16 protein-coding genes are annotated in these 15,691 nt (G+C 59.9%); 11 read left to right on the top strand and 5 right to left on the bottom strand.

Going from position 1 to position 15,691, the window contains the following annotated elements; translation table 11 throughout:
- Window positions 1-5 precede the first annotated feature (5 nt).
- The 5 genes from mshB (at window position 6) to QP981_RS07320 (ending at window position 4,242) form a co-directional block, all read left to right on the top strand.
- Window positions 6-959 carry an N-acetyl-1-D-myo-inositol-2-amino-2-deoxy-alpha-D-glucopyranoside deacetylase gene (gene mshB, locus QP981_RS07340; protein ID WP_149420931.1) on the top strand — a complete coding sequence of 318 codons (954 nt, stop codon included), beginning with the start codon at window positions 6-8 and terminating at the stop codon, window positions 957-959.
- Window positions 952-1,473, top strand: coding sequence for a hypothetical protein (locus tag QP981_RS07335; RefSeq protein ID WP_049172726.1), 522 nt, complete (start codon window positions 952-954; stop codon window positions 1,471-1,473). Before mshB ends, QP981_RS07335 begins: the two co-directional genes overlap by 8 nt.
- Window positions 1,474-1,705: 232 nt before the next feature.
- Window positions 1,706-2,029 carry a ferredoxin gene (gene fdxA, locus QP981_RS07330; protein ID WP_005509435.1) on the top strand — a complete coding sequence of 108 codons (324 nt, stop codon included), beginning with the start codon at window positions 1,706-1,708 and terminating at the stop codon, window positions 2,027-2,029.
- A 54-nt stretch (window positions 2,030-2,083) separates the two neighbouring features.
- Window positions 2,084-3,211, top strand: coding sequence for a succinyldiaminopimelate transaminase (dapC, locus tag QP981_RS07325; protein WP_187405281.1), 1,128 nt, complete (start codon window positions 2,084-2,086; stop codon window positions 3,209-3,211).
- Window positions 3,212-3,300: 89 nt separating this feature from the next.
- Complete coding sequence (locus tag QP981_RS07320) at window positions 3,301-4,242, top strand: pseudouridine synthase (RefSeq protein ID WP_284857721.1); 942 nt, start codon at window positions 3,301-3,303, stop codon at window positions 4,240-4,242.
- On the opposite strand, the gene dapD is transcribed toward QP981_RS07320, so the two are convergent.
- From dapD to QP981_RS07305, 3 genes are all read right to left on the bottom strand, one after another.
- On the bottom strand, window positions 4,239-5,210 hold the full coding sequence (gene dapD / locus QP981_RS07315) for a 2,3,4,5-tetrahydropyridine-2,6-dicarboxylate N-succinyltransferase (RefSeq protein WP_187404251.1): 972 nt from the start codon (window positions 5,208-5,210) through the stop codon (window positions 4,239-4,241). The genes QP981_RS07320 and dapD overlap by 4 nt on opposite strands.
- 116 nt (window positions 5,211-5,326) lie before the next feature.
- A complete protein-coding gene (locus QP981_RS07310; protein ID WP_172620259.1) occupies window positions 5,327-6,730 on the bottom strand; it encodes an amino acid permease in 1,404 nt (467 codons plus the stop codon).
- A 124-nt stretch (window positions 6,731-6,854) separates the two neighbouring features.
- Window positions 6,855-7,847, bottom strand: a complete 993-nt coding sequence (locus QP981_RS07305) for a 2,3,4,5-tetrahydropyridine-2,6-dicarboxylate N-succinyltransferase (protein WP_049193666.1) — start codon at window positions 7,845-7,847, stop codon at window positions 6,855-6,857.
- Between the two features lie 101 nt (window positions 7,848-7,948).
- Between QP981_RS07305 and QP981_RS07300 the strand changes: the two genes are divergently transcribed.
- From QP981_RS07300 to QP981_RS07275, 6 genes are all read left to right on the top strand, one after another.
- The gene (locus QP981_RS07300) at window positions 7,949-8,821 is read left to right on the top strand and encodes a hypothetical protein (protein WP_284870005.1); all 873 of its coding nucleotides are present in this window, start codon (window positions 7,949-7,951) and stop codon (window positions 8,819-8,821) included.
- Window positions 8,822-8,826: 5 nt separating this feature from the next.
- Window positions 8,827-9,963, top strand: coding sequence for a succinyl-diaminopimelate desuccinylase (dapE, locus tag QP981_RS07295; RefSeq protein WP_187400438.1), 1,137 nt, complete (start codon window positions 8,827-8,829; stop codon window positions 9,961-9,963).
- Between the two features lie 69 nt (window positions 9,964-10,032).
- Window positions 10,033-10,860, top strand: a complete 828-nt coding sequence (locus QP981_RS07290) for an LOG family protein (protein WP_048732866.1) — start codon at window positions 10,033-10,035, stop codon at window positions 10,858-10,860.
- A gap of 45 nt (window positions 10,861-10,905) precedes the next feature.
- A complete protein-coding gene (folP, locus tag QP981_RS07285; protein WP_149420937.1) occupies window positions 10,906-11,718 on the top strand; it encodes a dihydropteroate synthase in 813 nt (270 codons plus the stop codon).
- A gap of 223 nt (window positions 11,719-11,941) precedes the next feature.
- Complete coding sequence (locus tag QP981_RS07280) at window positions 11,942-12,109, top strand: DUF3117 domain-containing protein (RefSeq protein ID WP_005509573.1); 168 nt, start codon at window positions 11,942-11,944, stop codon at window positions 12,107-12,109.
- Window positions 12,110-12,405: 296 nt separating this feature from the next.
- Entirely contained in the window at window positions 12,406-13,281 is an 876-nt protein-coding gene (locus QP981_RS07275) for a methyltransferase domain-containing protein (RefSeq protein ID WP_048732862.1), read from the top strand.
- 3 nt (window positions 13,282-13,284) lie between these two features.
- Here QP981_RS07275 and budA read toward each other — a convergent pair whose 3' ends face one another.
- Together budA and QP981_RS07265 are read right to left on the bottom strand one after the other, a co-directional pair.
- Window positions 13,285-14,025 carry an acetolactate decarboxylase gene (gene budA / locus QP981_RS07270; protein ID WP_049171946.1) on the bottom strand — a complete coding sequence of 247 codons (741 nt, stop codon included), beginning with the start codon at window positions 14,023-14,025 and terminating at the stop codon, window positions 13,285-13,287.
- 139 nt (window positions 14,026-14,164) lie between these two features.
- Window positions 14,165-15,688 carry a cellulase family glycosylhydrolase gene (locus tag QP981_RS07265; protein WP_284857720.1) on the bottom strand — a complete coding sequence of 508 codons (1,524 nt, stop codon included), beginning with the start codon at window positions 15,686-15,688 and terminating at the stop codon, window positions 14,165-14,167.
- Between the last annotated feature and the right edge of the window lie 3 nt (window positions 15,689-15,691).

Genomic DNA, 15,691 nt, shown 5'->3' with positions numbered 1-15,691 from the left:
AGCCCGTGAAGTTACTTTTTGTTCACGCACATCCAGATGACGAGTCCATTTGGACAGGTGGTTTGATTGCGGCTGCCGCGCGCTCCGGAGCGTCGGTAAGCGTAGTGACCTGCACGATGGGCGAGCTGGGCGAGGTCATCGGCGCGCCGTACCAGGGGCTAGTTGCTGATGAAGCTGACCAGTTGGGCGGTTTCCGCGTCGCCGAGTTGCGCTCGGCGCTGCGTGCGCTGGGGGCCAATGGCCCAGACAATGCGCCACGTTTCCTCGGTGGTGCCGGGCGTTGGCGTGATTCCGGTATGGCAGGGGACAAGGGCAATGAGCATCCCCGTGCGTTCATGAACTCAGGTGATGAGGCGGTCGCCCAGCTTCGCACCATCCTCGATGAGCTGCAGCCAGATGTGGTCATTACTTACGATGCCGATGGTGGCTATGGGCACCCGGACCACATTCGCGCGCACGATATCACTGTCGCGGCGTGCGGAAATCGCTTTCCGACGCTGTGGGCGGTCACCGATCGTGAGGCAATGGTGGCGGGGCTGGATGCCATTACCGTGGTGCCGGAGACCTGGCAGGCGTGCGATGTCGACGACTTCGCTACCGTGACCGGCCATTTCGAGGTTCAGCTGGATGACGGCGCTGTGGCTGCCAAGGTTGAGGCCATGCGCGCGCATGCGACACAAGTGTGGTTCGCCGATGGTTCCGTCAGTGAGGTCAATCCAGATGCTGTCTATGGGCAGACCGACGGCTCTGGTCATGCGCGAGCCGTCTGGGCGTTTTCCAATTTGCTGTGTCAGCCGGTGACGCCGACTGAGGCATACCGTTTTGGTACGGCGACTGCTGCGTCCCTGGAAGAGCTGGGGGAACTGGTGAATGTCCGATTGCTGCAGGACCCGGCAGCAAGTGCCGGCTCAGTGCCGAGCGCGGACCTGGCAGTGGAGGGGAGCGCGGACGATGAGTAACCCTCAGCCTCACGAAAGCGAAGACTTGATTAACGCTGCTGGCGGAAAGTTGAAGAACGAGCGCTTGAGTATTGAAAAGCGCACATTCGGGGATGAGCGCTATTGGGGGAATCCGGAACGTTCGCAGCCGCGCGAGAATTTCCATCAGGGCGAGGTCACGGTAGCGCTGGTCTGGCTGTCGCTGGCTGCGTTGGCAGCGTTGGTGATTGAAGTAGTTTTCCTCGGAGCGTGGATTACCATCGGCTCGGTTGCTATTCCGTTGCCGTGGACCATTCCGCTGGCCTATATTGCCAATCTGATCATTACCAACACAGCGTTGCTGTGGACTCGTGATCGCTCCAAAGCTGCAATTCCGACTGTCATCTGGGTGCTGGGTTTTGCAGGCATTCTGCTGTGGGCAGTGCTGCCCTTCGGTGGTGATTTGGCAATGGGGCAGTGGTTGCGAACAGTGCTGCTGCTTGTTTGCGGTGTGCTGGGCGGTGCCTGGCCACTGCGCCATCTGCGGGCACTCTAGCGAAAACTGCAGCGGATACTGCAGGAGACGGTGAGGAATTGATGCAGGGCAGGCCCGCATCAATGTGGCCCTTTCTGGAGCCAGTTGATAACAACACCCACGTTGGGTGTAGACTCCAATCTGAATATACCGCTCTGTCTATTTTGCTCTGTTTCTCGTCGGAACGGCATAATCGACAGATAGCGAAAGCCTCATCCCATATCTTGTGAGAAAGGTTCTTAAACCTAAAACCATGACTTACATCATTGCCCAGCCATGTGTTGACGTCCTCGACCGTGCCTGTGTTGAAGAGTGCCCGGTTGACTGTATTTACGAGGGCAAGCGCATGCTCTACATTCATCCTGATGAGTGCGTGGACTGCGGCGCTTGTGAACCGGTCTGCCCAGTCGAGGCCATCTTCTACGAGGACGATGTTCCGGATGAGTGGGTTGAATTCATCGATGCCAATGTCGACTGGTTCGATGAGCTGGGTTCCCCGGGCGGTGCCGCCAAGCTCGGCCCCCAGGACTTCGATGTGCCATTCGTGGCAGCTCTGCCGCCGCAGGCAGAAGACTAGAACCACAGAGGATTAAACCTATTTCTTTTCCCGGGAAGGACTTCATCACCGCCCATGTCAGCTGCCCGCAAGCGCGTAACTCCCGGTTCTCTTTTGCCTCAGTTTCCGTGGGATTCTCTCACGCAGGCGAAAGCCACTGCGGCTGCGCATGAAGAGGGCATGGTGAATCTCTCGGTCGGCACACCGGTCGATGAAGTCGCTCCGATAATCCGGCAGGGCCTTTCCGAAGGCGCTGCCGCGCCGGGCTACCCTCAGACCGTCGGCACGCCTGAGCTACGCGCGGCGATTGTTGCAGCGATGGCGCGGCGCTACGGCGTGACGGGACTGGAGTCAGCGGTCAACGGTGGCAATGTGCTTCCGGTCGTTGGCACCAAGGAAGCGATTGGCTGGCTGCCCTTTCTTCTCGGCGTAGGCGCGGGGCACACCGTCGTCATCCCCGAGCTGGCATATCCCACCTACGAGGTCGGCGTCCGTATCGCAGGCGCTGAGCTGCTGCGTGCCGACTCGCTGACGCAAATCGGTCCCGCCTCGCCGACGCTGATGTTCATCAATTCCCCGGGCAACCCCAACGGCAAGGTCCTCGGTGTTGAACACCTGCGCAAGGTGGTTGAGTGGGCGCGTTCTCGGGACGTCATTGTTGCCTCTGATGAGTGCTATCTGGGGCTCGGCTGGACTGAACAGCCAGTCAGTATTCTCGACCCGCGAGTGTGCGACGGTGATTTCACCAACCTGCTGGCTATCCACTCGCTGTCGAAGACGTCGAACATGGCGTCGTACCGCACCGGCTGGTTCGCCGGCGACGCGGACCTCATTGCCGAGCTGGTTTCCGTGCGCCGTCACATGGGGCTGATGATGCCGGGGCCCATCCAGCACGCCACGATCGCCGCGCTTAACGACGACTCCCACGAGGCCGAACAAAAGCAGCGCTACTGTGACCGTCGTGAAATTCTGCGCGATGCTCTGGTAGCCGCAGGTTTTCGTATCGACGACTCCGAGGGCGGGCTCTATCTGTGGGCTACTCGCGGGGAAGACTGCTGGCAGACGGTTGATTGGCTGGCCGAACGTGGCATCCTGGTCGCACCGGGTAGCTTCTACGGCCCCAAGGGTGCGCAGCACGTGCGGGTGGGGCTCACAGCGACGCTCAACGACATCGAAGTGGCGGCGGCGCGTATTCGCGGCTAGCCCGGCCAGATGTGCTGGCCCGAGTAGGCCCAATGCTGCAAACGGTGCCGACATCGGCATAGACCAAATCATGAAAAAGGGAGTGTGCCGTGGGACGTGCCGCAGGTAACCGAGATGCTTGGTGGGGCCTTGAGAAGAACCGTCAGACAGCGCAAGTCGATGCTGCCGCTCACGAGCGCGAGGAGTACATCCCCTTTGAGCCGGCAATTGTGGCCGACACCGATGAGTTTCTGGTCGTAGACAAGCCACCTTTTCTGCCCGCAACCCCCAATGGCCGCATCGTGGCCAATACCGTTCAGGAGCGACTGCGACGTAGTCTCGGGGAACCGGAGATAGTGGCCGTTCACCGCCTGGATCTTCTGACCAGTGGGCTGCTGTTGCTTTCCCGGAATCCGGCTACCCGTGCGCGCTACCAGCAGCTTTTCCAAAACCAGGAAATCACCAAAGAATACGAATGCCTCACCGTGATGCCCGATGATTGGCATGTGGGGGAAACCAGGGATGTCACGCTTCTGCTCGATCCCAACCCTGCGGGGCGCGGAGTAAAAGTCGTGGAGACCGACGATTTCGCTCGCGCTGCCACGAAGAATCCCAAGTTCAAGCTCGCACGCACAACCGTGACCTTCCTCGGCCGAGTAGCCGCGGACATCGGCGATGTGCTGGCGAACAGCCATGGCGGTGGTGCGACCAGCACCAGCATTCCGCTGCACGCAGTCGGCTGTGGTTGTGGGCATTGCGGCAGCCGCATGCAGGTGGGGCACTGGCGGCTACAGCCCCATACGGGCCGCACGCATCAGCTGCGGGCGACGATGGACTGGCTAGGCTATCCCATCCTCGGTGAGGATACCTATGGCCGGGAAGCGGGGGCGCAGGGGCCGTCGGCAAGCGCGGGCAGCGCGCCAAAGTACACGCCGCAGCTGCGATTGACGGCAACCGCGCTGGCCTTTGTCGACCCCGTCACTGGTGAGCGACGTGTCTACCGGAGCGCGCGGAATATCGCGGCCCCGGCAGACGTGCCGACCACCCCTTAGTTAGCGTGCAGCTCCGCGCTGAGCTTCACCTTTTCGGCAGCCCACGGCACAACCTCGACTGCACCAGAGAGCGAGTTGCGGCGGAAGAGCATATTCGATCCGCCCGAGAGCTCGCGGGCCTTGAGCGTCTTCTTCACACCGTCTAGGGCAACGAGGCACTTGGTGCCGGCAGTGATGTAGAGCCCGGCTTCGAGTACGCAGTCATCGCCGAGCGAGATTCCGAGTCCAGCGTTCGCACCGAGTAGGCATCGCTTGCCGACGGACACAACTTCCTTACCTCCACCGGATAGTGTGCCCATGATGGACGCACCACCGCCGATATCGGAGCCGTCGTCGACGACGACCCCCTGAGAGATACGGCCTTCCACCATGGAGTGTCCAAGCGTGCCTGCGTTGAAGTTGACGAAGCCCTCGTGCATGACTGTGGTGCCCTCTGCGAGATGGGCTCCAAGGCGCACGCGGTCAGCGTCACCGATGCGAACTCCGGTGGGAGTGACGTAGTCGACCATGCGGGGGAATTTATCGATGGAGTAGACGGTGACAGGCCCGCGGCGTGACAGCTTGGCTCGGGTTACCTCGAAGCCTTCGACAGCACAGGGGCCAAAATTCGTCCACACCACATTGTTGAGCTTGCCGAAGATGCCGTCCAGGTTGATGCTGTTGGGGGTGGCCAGGCGGTGGGACAGCAGATGGAGACGCAGGTAGGCATCGATGGTGTCGACTGGTGCGTCTTCGAGTGAAGCGATGGTAGCTGTGACCAGACGGCGTGTGGTGCCACGGTCCGCATCGGCTACGGCCAGGTCTGCGAGGTAGGTGAAATCTTCGGGCAGCGCGTCGGCGTCGATGGTTCCGGTCGTGGTGGAGGTTGCCACGCCCTCTTCGATGAGCTTGGGGGCGGGGAACCAGACGTCGAGAACAGTATCGTTGTTAAAAGTGGCAATGCCGGTAGCTTGTGCTCCAAATTTCATGGAAAACAGGCTACCGGCATATCCCTATCTATGAAAAGTGTTCCGCAAATGTGTAGCAAGGAAATGTTCGGATAGGGGTAGCAGGGTGGTTAGGCCCTGCAGTCAGTTGCTAACGGCTAGTTGCTATCGCTGGACTCGAGAGCCTCGCGGGCCGCGGTGCGGCTCTTCTTAGTCAGTGCAGCGAGCACCGCGAGGAACGCAGTGACACACACAACGGCGATAACCTGCTGGCGAGCACCAGAATCGGTGAGCATGCCAACAGCGAGGCCCAGAATCAGGATGACCGCTACCCAGGACAGTGCCGGGTAGGCCCACATGCGAACGGAAAGCTCGTTGTTGGCCTCCATCTGCGGGCGCAGCTTAATCTCGGACAGAGCGATGACCAGCCAGATCACCAGCAAGCAGCCGCCGACAGCGTTCAGCAGGAAGACCAGGACGCTCGAGCCGTCGAAGACAACCTGCAGACCGACGGAGACGAAGGCGAAGACCATCGACATGATGACCGCACGGTTCGGAACTGCGCCTTCATTGGTGTGGGCGAAGAAGCGCGGTGCCTCACCGCGGGTGGACATCGAGTAGACCAGGCGAGAGGTTGCGTAAATCTGAGCGTTGAACGCGGACAGCAGTGCCAGAACGATAATGGCCTCCATGAAGCCAACGGCACCCGGAATGTTCGCCTGCTTCAGAACCTGGGTGAACGGCGACTCAGCTGCGGAGTCAGCGCCGTCAATCTGGGAGTACGGCAACAGCAGGATGATGACGGTCACGCAGCCCAGGTAGAACACAGAGATGCGGAAGATTACCGAGCGGACAGCAGCAGCGATGGAACGCTGCGGATCTTCAGCCTCAGCAGCGGCAATTGTGACAATCTCGATACCGCCGAAGGCGAAGGCCACGGCCAACAGACCAGCGGCAATGCCGGACACGCCATTCGGGAGGAATCCGGACTCGGCAATATGCGTCGTACCGACGAAGCTGGTGCCTGGCAGCAGACCGAAGAAAAGAAGAACGCCAATGACCAGGAACGCGATAATCACCGCGACCTTGATGAACGCGAACCAGAACTCGAACTCGCCGAAACCGCGCACATTCGCCAAATTCACTACAGCGAAGAAGACAACACAGATCAGGCCTGGAATCCAGCCCGGAATACCGAACCACGCACCCATGATGGCACCGGCACCGGTAATTTCAGCGCCGAGCACCATGATGAGCATGAACCAGTAGAGCCAGCCGAGGACAAAGCCAGCCGAGGAACCAAAGGCCATCTCGGCATAGGTGGAGAAGCTACCCGGTGTCGGGCGGGCAGCGGCCATCTCGCCGAGCATCTGCATGACGAGGACGACAATGAAGCCAGCGATGACATAGGAAACTAGAACACCCGGGCCAGCTGCCTTAATGCCGACGCCCGTACCAAGGAAAAGACCGGCACCGATTGCGGAGCCAAGACCCATCATGGTCAGGTGTCGAACCTGCAGCCCCTTGCCCAGCTGAGCTGTCTCGCCGGAGGTGGAGGTAATTTGCGATTCGGTCATGTCGCAAACATTACCTCGCTGATAACAGGGGCAATAACCGTATTACGGGTTTACCCCCATTCACCGTTTTGGGGTCAACTAATGTGCCTTCACGAGCACCGAAAGTAGGTTATCCGGCCAGCTCATCCGGCACGTCGGCAAGCTGAGCGAAAGCAGCGGCACCTTCGTCATTGCCCGGGCGTTCCGTGCGGCGGACGCACACCGCCGAGTGGTCCGGGTGATGGTAGAAGTGCATGTTGTCGCGGCCCGAAATTTCCCATGCCTGAATACGGCGGTTCTCCGCGGGGACATCGATGGGCGTATCGGGGGCAATGAGGATGCTTCGGTCAATAATGCAGTCATTGCCGAGGCTGACGCCGACGGTGCCGGCCGCGATATCGATGTGGCAGCGCTCGCCAACCGTGAGCGGCTTACGCTGACCGGAATCGTCATGAGCGGCAATGATGGAGGCCGACAGTCCCACCTTCGTGTGCGCGCCAATGACGACACCGGAGGATAGACGTCCCTCAATCTTGCATGGGCCCAGAGTGCCCGAGTTCAGCGAGACAAATCCCTCGCGCAGTACGGACGTACCCGGTGCCAAGTAAGCGCCCAACCGCACGCGCTCGGCCTCTGCAATGCGCACACCGGCGGGCAGCACATAATCGACCATGCGCGGCATGCGGTCGATGGCGTAGACGTGAATCAGACCGCGGACGCGCAAGTGGGTGCGCAGTTGCTCGAAGTTGTCCGGCAGACATGGCCCCTTATTGGTCCACGCCACCACATGGAGTAGCTCGTAGAGCCCCTTGGTGTTTAGCTGGTGCGGCTTGACCAGGCGGTGGGAGAGCAAATGCAGGCGCAGGTAGGCATCGTGCGGGTCGACAGCAGGCTTGGACAAATCCTCAATGGACGTGCGCACTGCCACCTGCTCCACGCGGCGATCCTCGTCCAAAATCACCTGACGAAGCAACTGTGGGGTCAAATCAGCGGCGCCGAGCCGGTGAGTGCTCGATTCTACGACCTCATCGCTTAACTGAGGTGCGGGAAACCAAGTATCGAGAACTGTACCGTCCATTGCGATATTGGCGATTCCCGTAGCGACAGCACCAGATGTAATCATGATTCTTAATATTAGTATCCCTTAGAGGAATCTTCGCGGAAGGATGAACTATGCCCCTAGCTGGCCTTGAAAGCACACAGAAAATGAAGCAGTGGTTCTTAGTGAGCCTCATCATTGCTGTCAGTGTGCTCGGACTCGGCTTCGTCCTGGCCTTGCCGGTGGTCTTCTACGTGGGATTCGCACTGCTGAGTGCCTGGATTCTTGCCGTAGCCAGCTTCTTTGGTTTCGTTCTGCCGCCGCGAGCAATGCCAATTGGCGCAGTCGGTGTGGCTATCGCCGCAGTGGTTGCGCTCATTGCGCCGAACCGTCTTGTGCTGGTTATCGCAGTTGCCATCGCGGTGGGGCTCGGCGGTGGCATGATTGCCCGCCTTTTGCTGGAGCGCAAGAACCGCGATCAGCAGGCACGCATCGATGCCCTGCCGATGTGGGAGCGCGATGAGCTGGGCGATGTCGCCGAAACGCTTCGTCCTGCTTATCGACGAGACATCGATCCCACCCCAGTGCAGCTGCCACATGCAACGGCCAAGATTGTCGCGGCCGTCTGTAAGCCGCTGGCCGGTTCTACGGTGATTGTCAGCACGAATGAGCTGCGTCCGGTAATTGCGGTCTATGGCTCCCGTGTAGCTGTGGTCTATGGTCCCGGCGCGGGCGTTGTCGAGGAGGATGGCGGAAACGGAGAGGCGACCGATTCTGCAGGGGAGGAGCGGGCGCTGGGGTCGTCGGCAAGCGAAACTCCGGAGGCAATCATTGCCCAAACTCTCCCGGAAGGAGCGAAAACCCTGGTCTTTGAGGTGGCTGATGGGCTCAAGCGCCCGGCGGAGGGGAGAATTGGTGTGACCTCCGCCGAACCGCATGAGCTGGCGCTGTTCCTCGGCGGTGGCGCGCCCGCCAATGGAGATGCGATCAATGGTCGTGCGGCGCATATTCATCACAAAATTCTGGTTTCGCTGGCGCACAATGGTTTGTACGCTTAATTGATGTGAAATCGAAGTTAAATCTGCTCCAAGATCCTGTAGACCTCACGGCGGCACTGGTGGACATCGAATCGGTGTCCCACAATGAGACCGCGATAGCGGATGCCGTCGAGGCGGCATTGCGTGAGGTCGCGCAGGCAGATGAGTCGATTGAGGTCCTGCGCATTGACAACAACGTGATTGCGCGGACCCATCGGGGGTTGCCGCAGCGCGTGATTTTGGCAGGACACCTGGATACGGTGCCGACTGCGGACAATGTGCCCTCGACGCGTGGGGTAGACGCGCAGGGGCGAGACACACTGTTTGGGTGTGGAACTGTGGACATGAAAAGCGGTGACGCGGTCTACCTGCATGCTTTTGCGACGCTGGCGGCAAGCCAGGAGTTGCAGCGCGATCTGACGCTCATCATGTACGAATGCGAAGAAATCGCCGCGGAGTTCAACGGGTTGCGGCACTTGAGTGAGTCGCATCCGGAGCTCCTGGCTGGCGATGTCGCTTTGCTGGGCGAGCCCAGCGGCAATGTCATCGAAGCCGGCTGCCAGGGCTCTATTCGCCTGCGTCTGACCGCGCACGGCACACGTGCACACTCGGCTCGGGCGTGGCTCGGCGACAACGCCGTGCACAAGTTAGCACCGGTGCTGTCACGCATTGCCGCCTATGAACCGCAGACCGTGGATATCGACGGCTTGGCCTACCGCGAAGGGCTCAACGTCGTCTGGCTGGAGGCCGGGGTTGCCACCAATACGCTTCCCGACGAGGCGGTGCTGCGAGTCAACTTCCGATTCGCGCCCAACCGCAGCGCCGATGAGGCCATGGCACACTTCCGCGAGGTGCTGGGACTCGACGAGTTTGCGGCCGAGGACCTCACCGTCGATGTCGAGGATGTGAGCCCTGGGGCACTACCGGGACTGCATGCGGCTGCTGCGAAGGAGTTGGTTGCGGTCGCAGGCGACGTCGTAAAGCCCAAGTTTGGGTGGACCGATGTGGCGCGTTTTTCCGCGCTCGGCATTCCTGCAGTGAACTTTGGCCCGGGTGATCCGGCGTACTGCCACAAGAAGGATGAGCAGATTCCGGTCGAGTGCATTACGGCACTGTGGGAGGACCTGCGGCGGTACTTGACCACCGCGCCGGTGGCTGGGTGAGCCTAGAATCACACCCTGCCCTCGCTGAGCGGGTGCGCGTATGTCATTGCTGGCATACATTGTGAGGTTATGAAACCTGTACGTACTCCGTCCCCAGCTAAGCGCCGTGCACTCCGCGGCCCAATCGCGATTCGACAGGCGGGCGAACCGCAGGCGTCTACGACCGACCGCAGGCTGTTGTCACACAATCCGAACACGGACTGGCTGCACAACGACACCTGGCGTGTGCTGCGCATTCAATCGGAATTCGTTGACGGCTTTGGTGCGTTGGCGGAGATTCCGCCGGCGGTGACGGTGTATGGTTCGGCGCGCTTGCCGGAGGACAGCCCGTACTACCAGTGGGGCTTCGACCTGGGCAAGGCGCTGGCGGAGGCGGGTTACGCGACCATCACTGGCGGCGGCCCGGGCATCATGGAAGCCGCCAACCGCGGCTGTTACGACGCCGACGGCCTGTCCATTGGGCTGGGCATTGAGCTGCCGCACGAGCAGCACTTGAATGACTGGGTCGACCTGGGCATGAACTTCCGCTACTTCTTCGTGCGCAAGACCATGTTCCTGAAGTACTCGCAGGCGTTTATTTGTCTTCCGGGTGGTTTCGGCACGCTCGATGAACTCTTTGAGTCACTGGTGATGGTGCAGACCGAGAAGGTGGAAAATCACCCAATCGTGCTGCTGGGCACTGAGTTCTGGTCGGGGCTGGTCGATTGGATGCGCGAGAAACTCGTGGCCATGGAGCTGATTTCTCCGACTGATATGGACCTTTTCCTGGTCACCGACTCCATTGAAGAAGCGGTCGAGTACATCGAGGCCGCGCACGAAAAGTTGATGGAAGAGTGTGAGCCGACCTCTGACGTTCCCGAAAAGCTCCGCCGAGTCCGTCGCTTCAGCGAGAGGTAAGACGCTGTGCGGAGTTTTTATCAGGACTCCGCGGTGTCGACGGTGATGGCCATCGTCAATCGCACCCCGGATTCCTTCTATGACCGTGGCGCAACGGCTGCGGAGGAGGTCGCGCTTGCTCGCGTCGACGAAGTTGTTGCGGCAGGCGCAGGCATTGTCGATATTGGCGGTGTCAAGGCTGGTATCGGTGCGGAAGTAACTGTTGCCGAGGAGATCGAGCGCGTGGTGCCGACCATCGCGAAGGTTCGCGAACGCTATCCTGACCTGCACATTAGCGTCGACACCTGGCGCGCCGAAGTCGGGGAAGCCGCCATCAAAGCTGGCGCCAACCTCATCAACGACACTTGGGCAGGCCATGACCCGGAGCTGCTGGAAGTCGCTGGCGCCCACGGGATGGGTTACGTCTGCTCGCACACCGGTGGAGCACTGCCACGCACCAATCCGGTTCGCGTGCGTTACGACGACGTCGTGGACGATGTCATCTCAGAAACCGGCAAGCTCGCCCAGAGGGCAGTGGACGCTGGCGTGCCGGAGGACCGCATCCTCATCGATCCCACCCACGACTTTGGTAAGAACACCTACCACGGCCTCGAGCTTCTGCGGCGCTGCAATGAGCTCGTGGCTACAGGCTGGCCGGTGCTCATGGCGCTGTCGAATAAGGACTTCGTCGGTGAGACTTTGGACCGCCCGGTCGAGCAGCGTGTGCCCGGCACCTTGGCTGCGACCGCCCATGCGGCAGCTGCCGGTGTTGCGGTGTTCCGTTCGCATCAGGTGTCCGAAACTCTTGATGTTTGCCGTATGACTCTGGCTATTTCCGGTGATTTTGCGCCACTGCATCCGGTGCGTGGGCTGGTGTAAGGGGCGTAGTTTGAGGCGCTCCACCCATGCCGCTGCGTGAAACAAAGGACTATGATGAAGAGAAGTAGTCGAAAATGCCGACAGGGATTCTAAACCGGGATCTTGAGCCGGGGTCGTAGACCGAGGTCTTGAACCGGGATTGTCAATCTCCTGGCTACCACAGCCGAGCTGGGGTGGCTGGTCGTCTCCTGCATCGACATTGTCTTAGAACGAAGGAGTTCACATGGCAGCAATGAAGCCGCGTACCGGTGATGGTCCGCTGGAGGCAGTTAAAGAGGGCAAGAAGATTGTAATGCGCGTCCCCGCAGATGGTGGTGGGCGCCTGGTGGTGGAACTGTCCCCGGAGGAAGCCAAGGAGCTCGGTGCAGAGCTTGTAGCAGTAGTGGAGTAGCAGAGTAGTGGGGTAGTGGCCGGGCCTGTCCGGTTTTGACCCAGCGGCGACCTACACCACTGGTGTAGGTCGCCTTTTCTTCTTCAGGTGATAACGGCTCGAATGGAGGGGTTATGAACAAAAAGTGCAGGCTGCAAATGTGAAACTGTGGGAGTTTATGACACTTTCAAGCCAGTTTTCGGGCAATTTTTGTCATAAACGCAGTCAGTAACTCGCATTGGAGTTACTTGGCTGAGCTCGTCACGGGCTAAGATAGTGAAAATTATTTTTCTAGCTCAGTTTGAGGAGTGACCGACGTGCTAGCTGACATCATTGATGTGCTTGCTGACCCCATCGATGGCACTGATTTGAAGTTTGGTGATGCCGAACGAATGACTCTGAAGTCCGAATCCGGACATAGCTATGATGTCGCCCGCCAGGGTTACGTTACGCTCGCCGGTGGGGCTGGTCTGCGCTACACCGGCGATGACGCCAAGATGATTACCGCCCGCGAGGAGTTCCTCTCTGGTGGCCACTATGCTCCATTCGTTGAGGCAGTTACAGGCAACGTCCAGGACGTGCTTGACGACGCCAACGTGTCCGAGGCCGCCAGCCCAGTCATCTGCGAAGTCGGTGCGGGCACTGGTTACTACCTCGCACACACGCTGGACAGCATTCCCAATTCCCGTGGCGTAGGCATTGATGTGTCTGTGCCGGCCGCCAAGCACCTGGCCAAGAGCCACCCGCGCCTCGGCGCCGTTGTAGCCGATGCGTGGGCGCGTCTGCCGCTGCGTGATGGCTCCATCGATGCGCTTACAGTCGTCTTCGCACCTCGCAACGCGGAGGAGTTCGCTCGCGTGCTCAAGCCGGGCGGCCAGGTCGTGGTTCTGACGGCCACTACTGGTCATTTGGGCGAGCTTCGTGAGCCACTGGGCATCATCGATGTCGAGCGCGGCAAGGTCGAGCGCATGATTTCCCAGGCAGAGGGGCACCTCGTGCCTGTTGGTGACCCGGAGCTGGTGGAGTTCGGTATGAACCTCAACCAGGGTGCAATCGCCGCGCAGATCGGTATGAGCCCGTCGGCACGTCATATTCACCCGGAGGTGCTGCAGGAACGCATTGCAGCGCTACCTGCAGAGATGCACGTCACCGCCCGTGCCTACGTCACCCGTCTGGGTCGCCCGGGCGACTAGCGCCTACTCCTTGACCTCGGTTTTGTGAATCTGCTCGTCCAGGTCTTCCGGATCCAGGTCAGCATCCGAGAATTCCGCCGTTAGCGGAAGGCGAAGCTGCAGGTCAGTGCCCGGGCACAGTTCGATAGTGCCCGAGCGCAGCTTAAAGTCCAGCACATGCCCGCCTCCGGTGCCGCCTTCCGCAAGGAAGTGCACGTGACAGCCGGGCACCGAAATTCCCTTCTCGTACACCGGCGTGCGGAAGCCCGCAATCGTGCCCCGCAGGTTCTCAAAATCAACCGACGCGTCTTCTTCCGTCGCATCAACCATCTTCTGATACGGCTTTTCCTGCTTTACGACGGTTCGAGTCTTCACCCACTCAAATTCGCCGGTAATCCGCAGTGCGTACATAAAGTTTTGGCTCGGTACCAGGGAATCGATGATGGGGCTAATTTCCTTGCGAGTCAGGTTTTCCGGCGCATCCATCACCGTGTGGGGAACGAAGTTGGTCACCACCGTGTAGGGGCTGCGCTGATCCATGGTGGCCCGGGTCGCGGAGCCGTCGTGACGCACCTGCCAGCAGACACCGTCGAGGATTACCATTTCGCCATCGAGACCGTCGAAGGTGCCGATGCCGAAGTTTCCATGACCAAGGATTTCGCCAATGGTCATCTCGCCGTCGTAGATGCCATCGAGTAGTGCGGACATCAGTGAGTTTTGGAATATTGTGTGTCGGACCGTTGGAAAATTCTCGTGAGTGGTCATGGAAGCCATTATATTCCCGAGATTTGTAGCCGAAGCTGGGGCAGGTTGTTGGTCCGATGGTGTGGGAGGACTCTGCGGCACGAAAAACGCCCTGCGGAAAAATCCACAGGGCGTGATTTGGTGAATCGAGCGGTTGGTTCTACTTCGGCTGGATGGTGACTGACACCTTGTCAGCAGTGGAGACGATATGAACCGTCTGGCCATCGGCAGCGACAGTGGCGTGGCCACCCTCGACATTCACTGTGAACCCATTCGGGAAGTTAATTGAGGGTACAACGAGCTCGCTGGTGGAACCAGGTGCGAAAACTCCGGTGCCATCGACGCGGCTATTGTTCCAGCTGGCCTGGTAGACACGGGCGTCGCGGTTCCAGTCAGTAGCTTGCGGGGTGCCTGCGACCGCTCGCAGGTGTGGAGCGGCGAGAATGGTCATCTTATCGCGGTTGAAGGCATCGGCACCTACAGGTCCTGGATCCTTCGGGTCGAAGACCATGCCCTGTTCCTTCTGGTTCTGCGTCGTCGGATCGTTGCATCCGCAGTAGGACCAGTACTGCCAGCCGACCATGTGGCGGCGGGCAAGCGAAATTACGCCATTGAGGGTATCGGCATCGTCGGTTGCGCCGAACTCGGAAAGCAGTGTGGCCGAGCCGTTACCGGATGAGACGATTTCTGCATTGTCGAAGGTACGACCGTCGAAGAAATCGCAGCCCGTGTAGGTGTTGAACAGGGCGTTCGTGGTGCAGTACACATGCCAGCTGAGAGCCGTGCCAGCGGTTTCAGGAACTTCCGGGGCAGCCGGATTGGTGTTCAATCCGGTGTTCCACATGGAGTAGGGCTCGTAGTGGACAATCGCATCCCGGTCCTTGGCGACAATCTGATCGGCAGCCTTCTGGTGCAGTTCATCGAGCTTTGCCTTAGCCGGGCCGCAGTCGCCAAGAGCCAGGTAGCACAGTGGGTATGCCGAACCGGGCCACGGTTCATTCATGATGTCGTAGCCCATCAGCCCCGGCATGTCGCCAAGGCGTTCGGCGACATGGCCCCACATGGCTGCGTAACGGTCTTGCAGACCAACACCGCCTGGGCCTTCGCGGTTATTCAGGAAATTGTCGTATGCCCTAATGAGACCGATATTGAGGGCTTGGTTGGCCGGGAAGCCGACCTTCAATAGGCTGGGAACGCCGTCGTCAACGACAGCCCAATCCGGGGCGAATTCGCCTTCAAACTTCTCGTTGTACATATCCTGGTGGGCATCAACCAAGACAGCGATTCCACGCTCAGTGAGCATGGAGATCGTGCGGGCAATGGAATCCAGGTATTCGTCGTTGTAGACGCCAGGTTCTGGCTCTACTGCTTTCCAGATAATGCCGACTCGCATGGAGTCGAAGCCCTGCTGCACGAGCCAGTCAGCGTCGTCCTCGTTAAAGCCTCCGGCCTCGGGGGTGTAGGGATCGTGCTTGTAGACGATGTTCGACCCCTGAGTGAGGAAAGCTCGGCCATCACCGTCGGTAAACCAGCGGCCGGACTGTCCCAGGGGACCACGCTCGGTGATGGTAGCGGTACTAGGGGATGGTGCTACTTCTGTAGCGAGCGCCTGATGCGGTACCGCCCCCGCTAGCGCTATGGCAATGGCGGCACCAACTGCTGCCACCTTCTTAGTGAATCTCATACT

It is taken from the genome of Corynebacterium sp. MSK047, assembly GCF_030232285.1.
Lineage (GTDB): Bacteria > Actinomycetota > Actinomycetes > Mycobacteriales > Mycobacteriaceae > Corynebacterium > Corynebacterium jeikeium_D.
The sequence above is the reverse complement of the archived record's forward strand: the minus strand, read 5'-3'. Positions and strand labels throughout refer to the sequence as shown.

Excerpts from the sequence above, each read along its gene's own strand:
- QP981_RS07335 (WP_049172726.1), top strand. The coding sequence starts at position 952 with ATGAGTAACCCTCAGCCTCACGAAAGCGAAGACTTGATTAACGCTGCT.
- fdxA (WP_005509435.1), top strand. The coding sequence starts at position 1,706 with ATGACTTACATCATTGCCCAGCCATGTGTTGACGTCCTCGACCGTGCC.
- dapC (WP_187405281.1), top strand. The coding sequence starts at position 2,084 with ATGTCAGCTGCCCGCAAGCGCGTAACTCCCGGTTCTCTTTTGCCTCAG.
- dapD (WP_187404251.1), bottom strand. The coding sequence starts at position 5,210 with ATGAAATTTGGAGCACAAGCTACCGGCATTGCCACTTTTAACAACGAT.
- QP981_RS07305 (WP_049193666.1), bottom strand. The coding sequence starts at position 7,847 with ATGATTACATCTGGTGCTGTCGCTACGGGAATCGCCAATATCGCAATG.
- QP981_RS07290 (WP_048732866.1), top strand. The coding sequence starts at position 10,033 with ATGAAACCTGTACGTACTCCGTCCCCAGCTAAGCGCCGTGCACTCCGC.
- folP (WP_149420937.1), top strand. The coding sequence starts at position 10,906 with ATGGCCATCGTCAATCGCACCCCGGATTCCTTCTATGACCGTGGCGCA.
- QP981_RS07280 (WP_005509573.1), top strand. The coding sequence starts at position 11,942 with ATGGCAGCAATGAAGCCGCGTACCGGTGATGGTCCGCTGGAGGCAGTT.
- budA (WP_049171946.1), bottom strand. The coding sequence starts at position 14,025 with ATGACCACTCACGAGAATTTTCCAACGGTCCGACACACAATATTCCAA.
- QP981_RS07265 (WP_284857720.1), bottom strand. The coding sequence starts at position 15,688 with ATGAGATTCACTAAGAAGGTGGCAGCAGTTGGTGCCGCCATTGCCATA.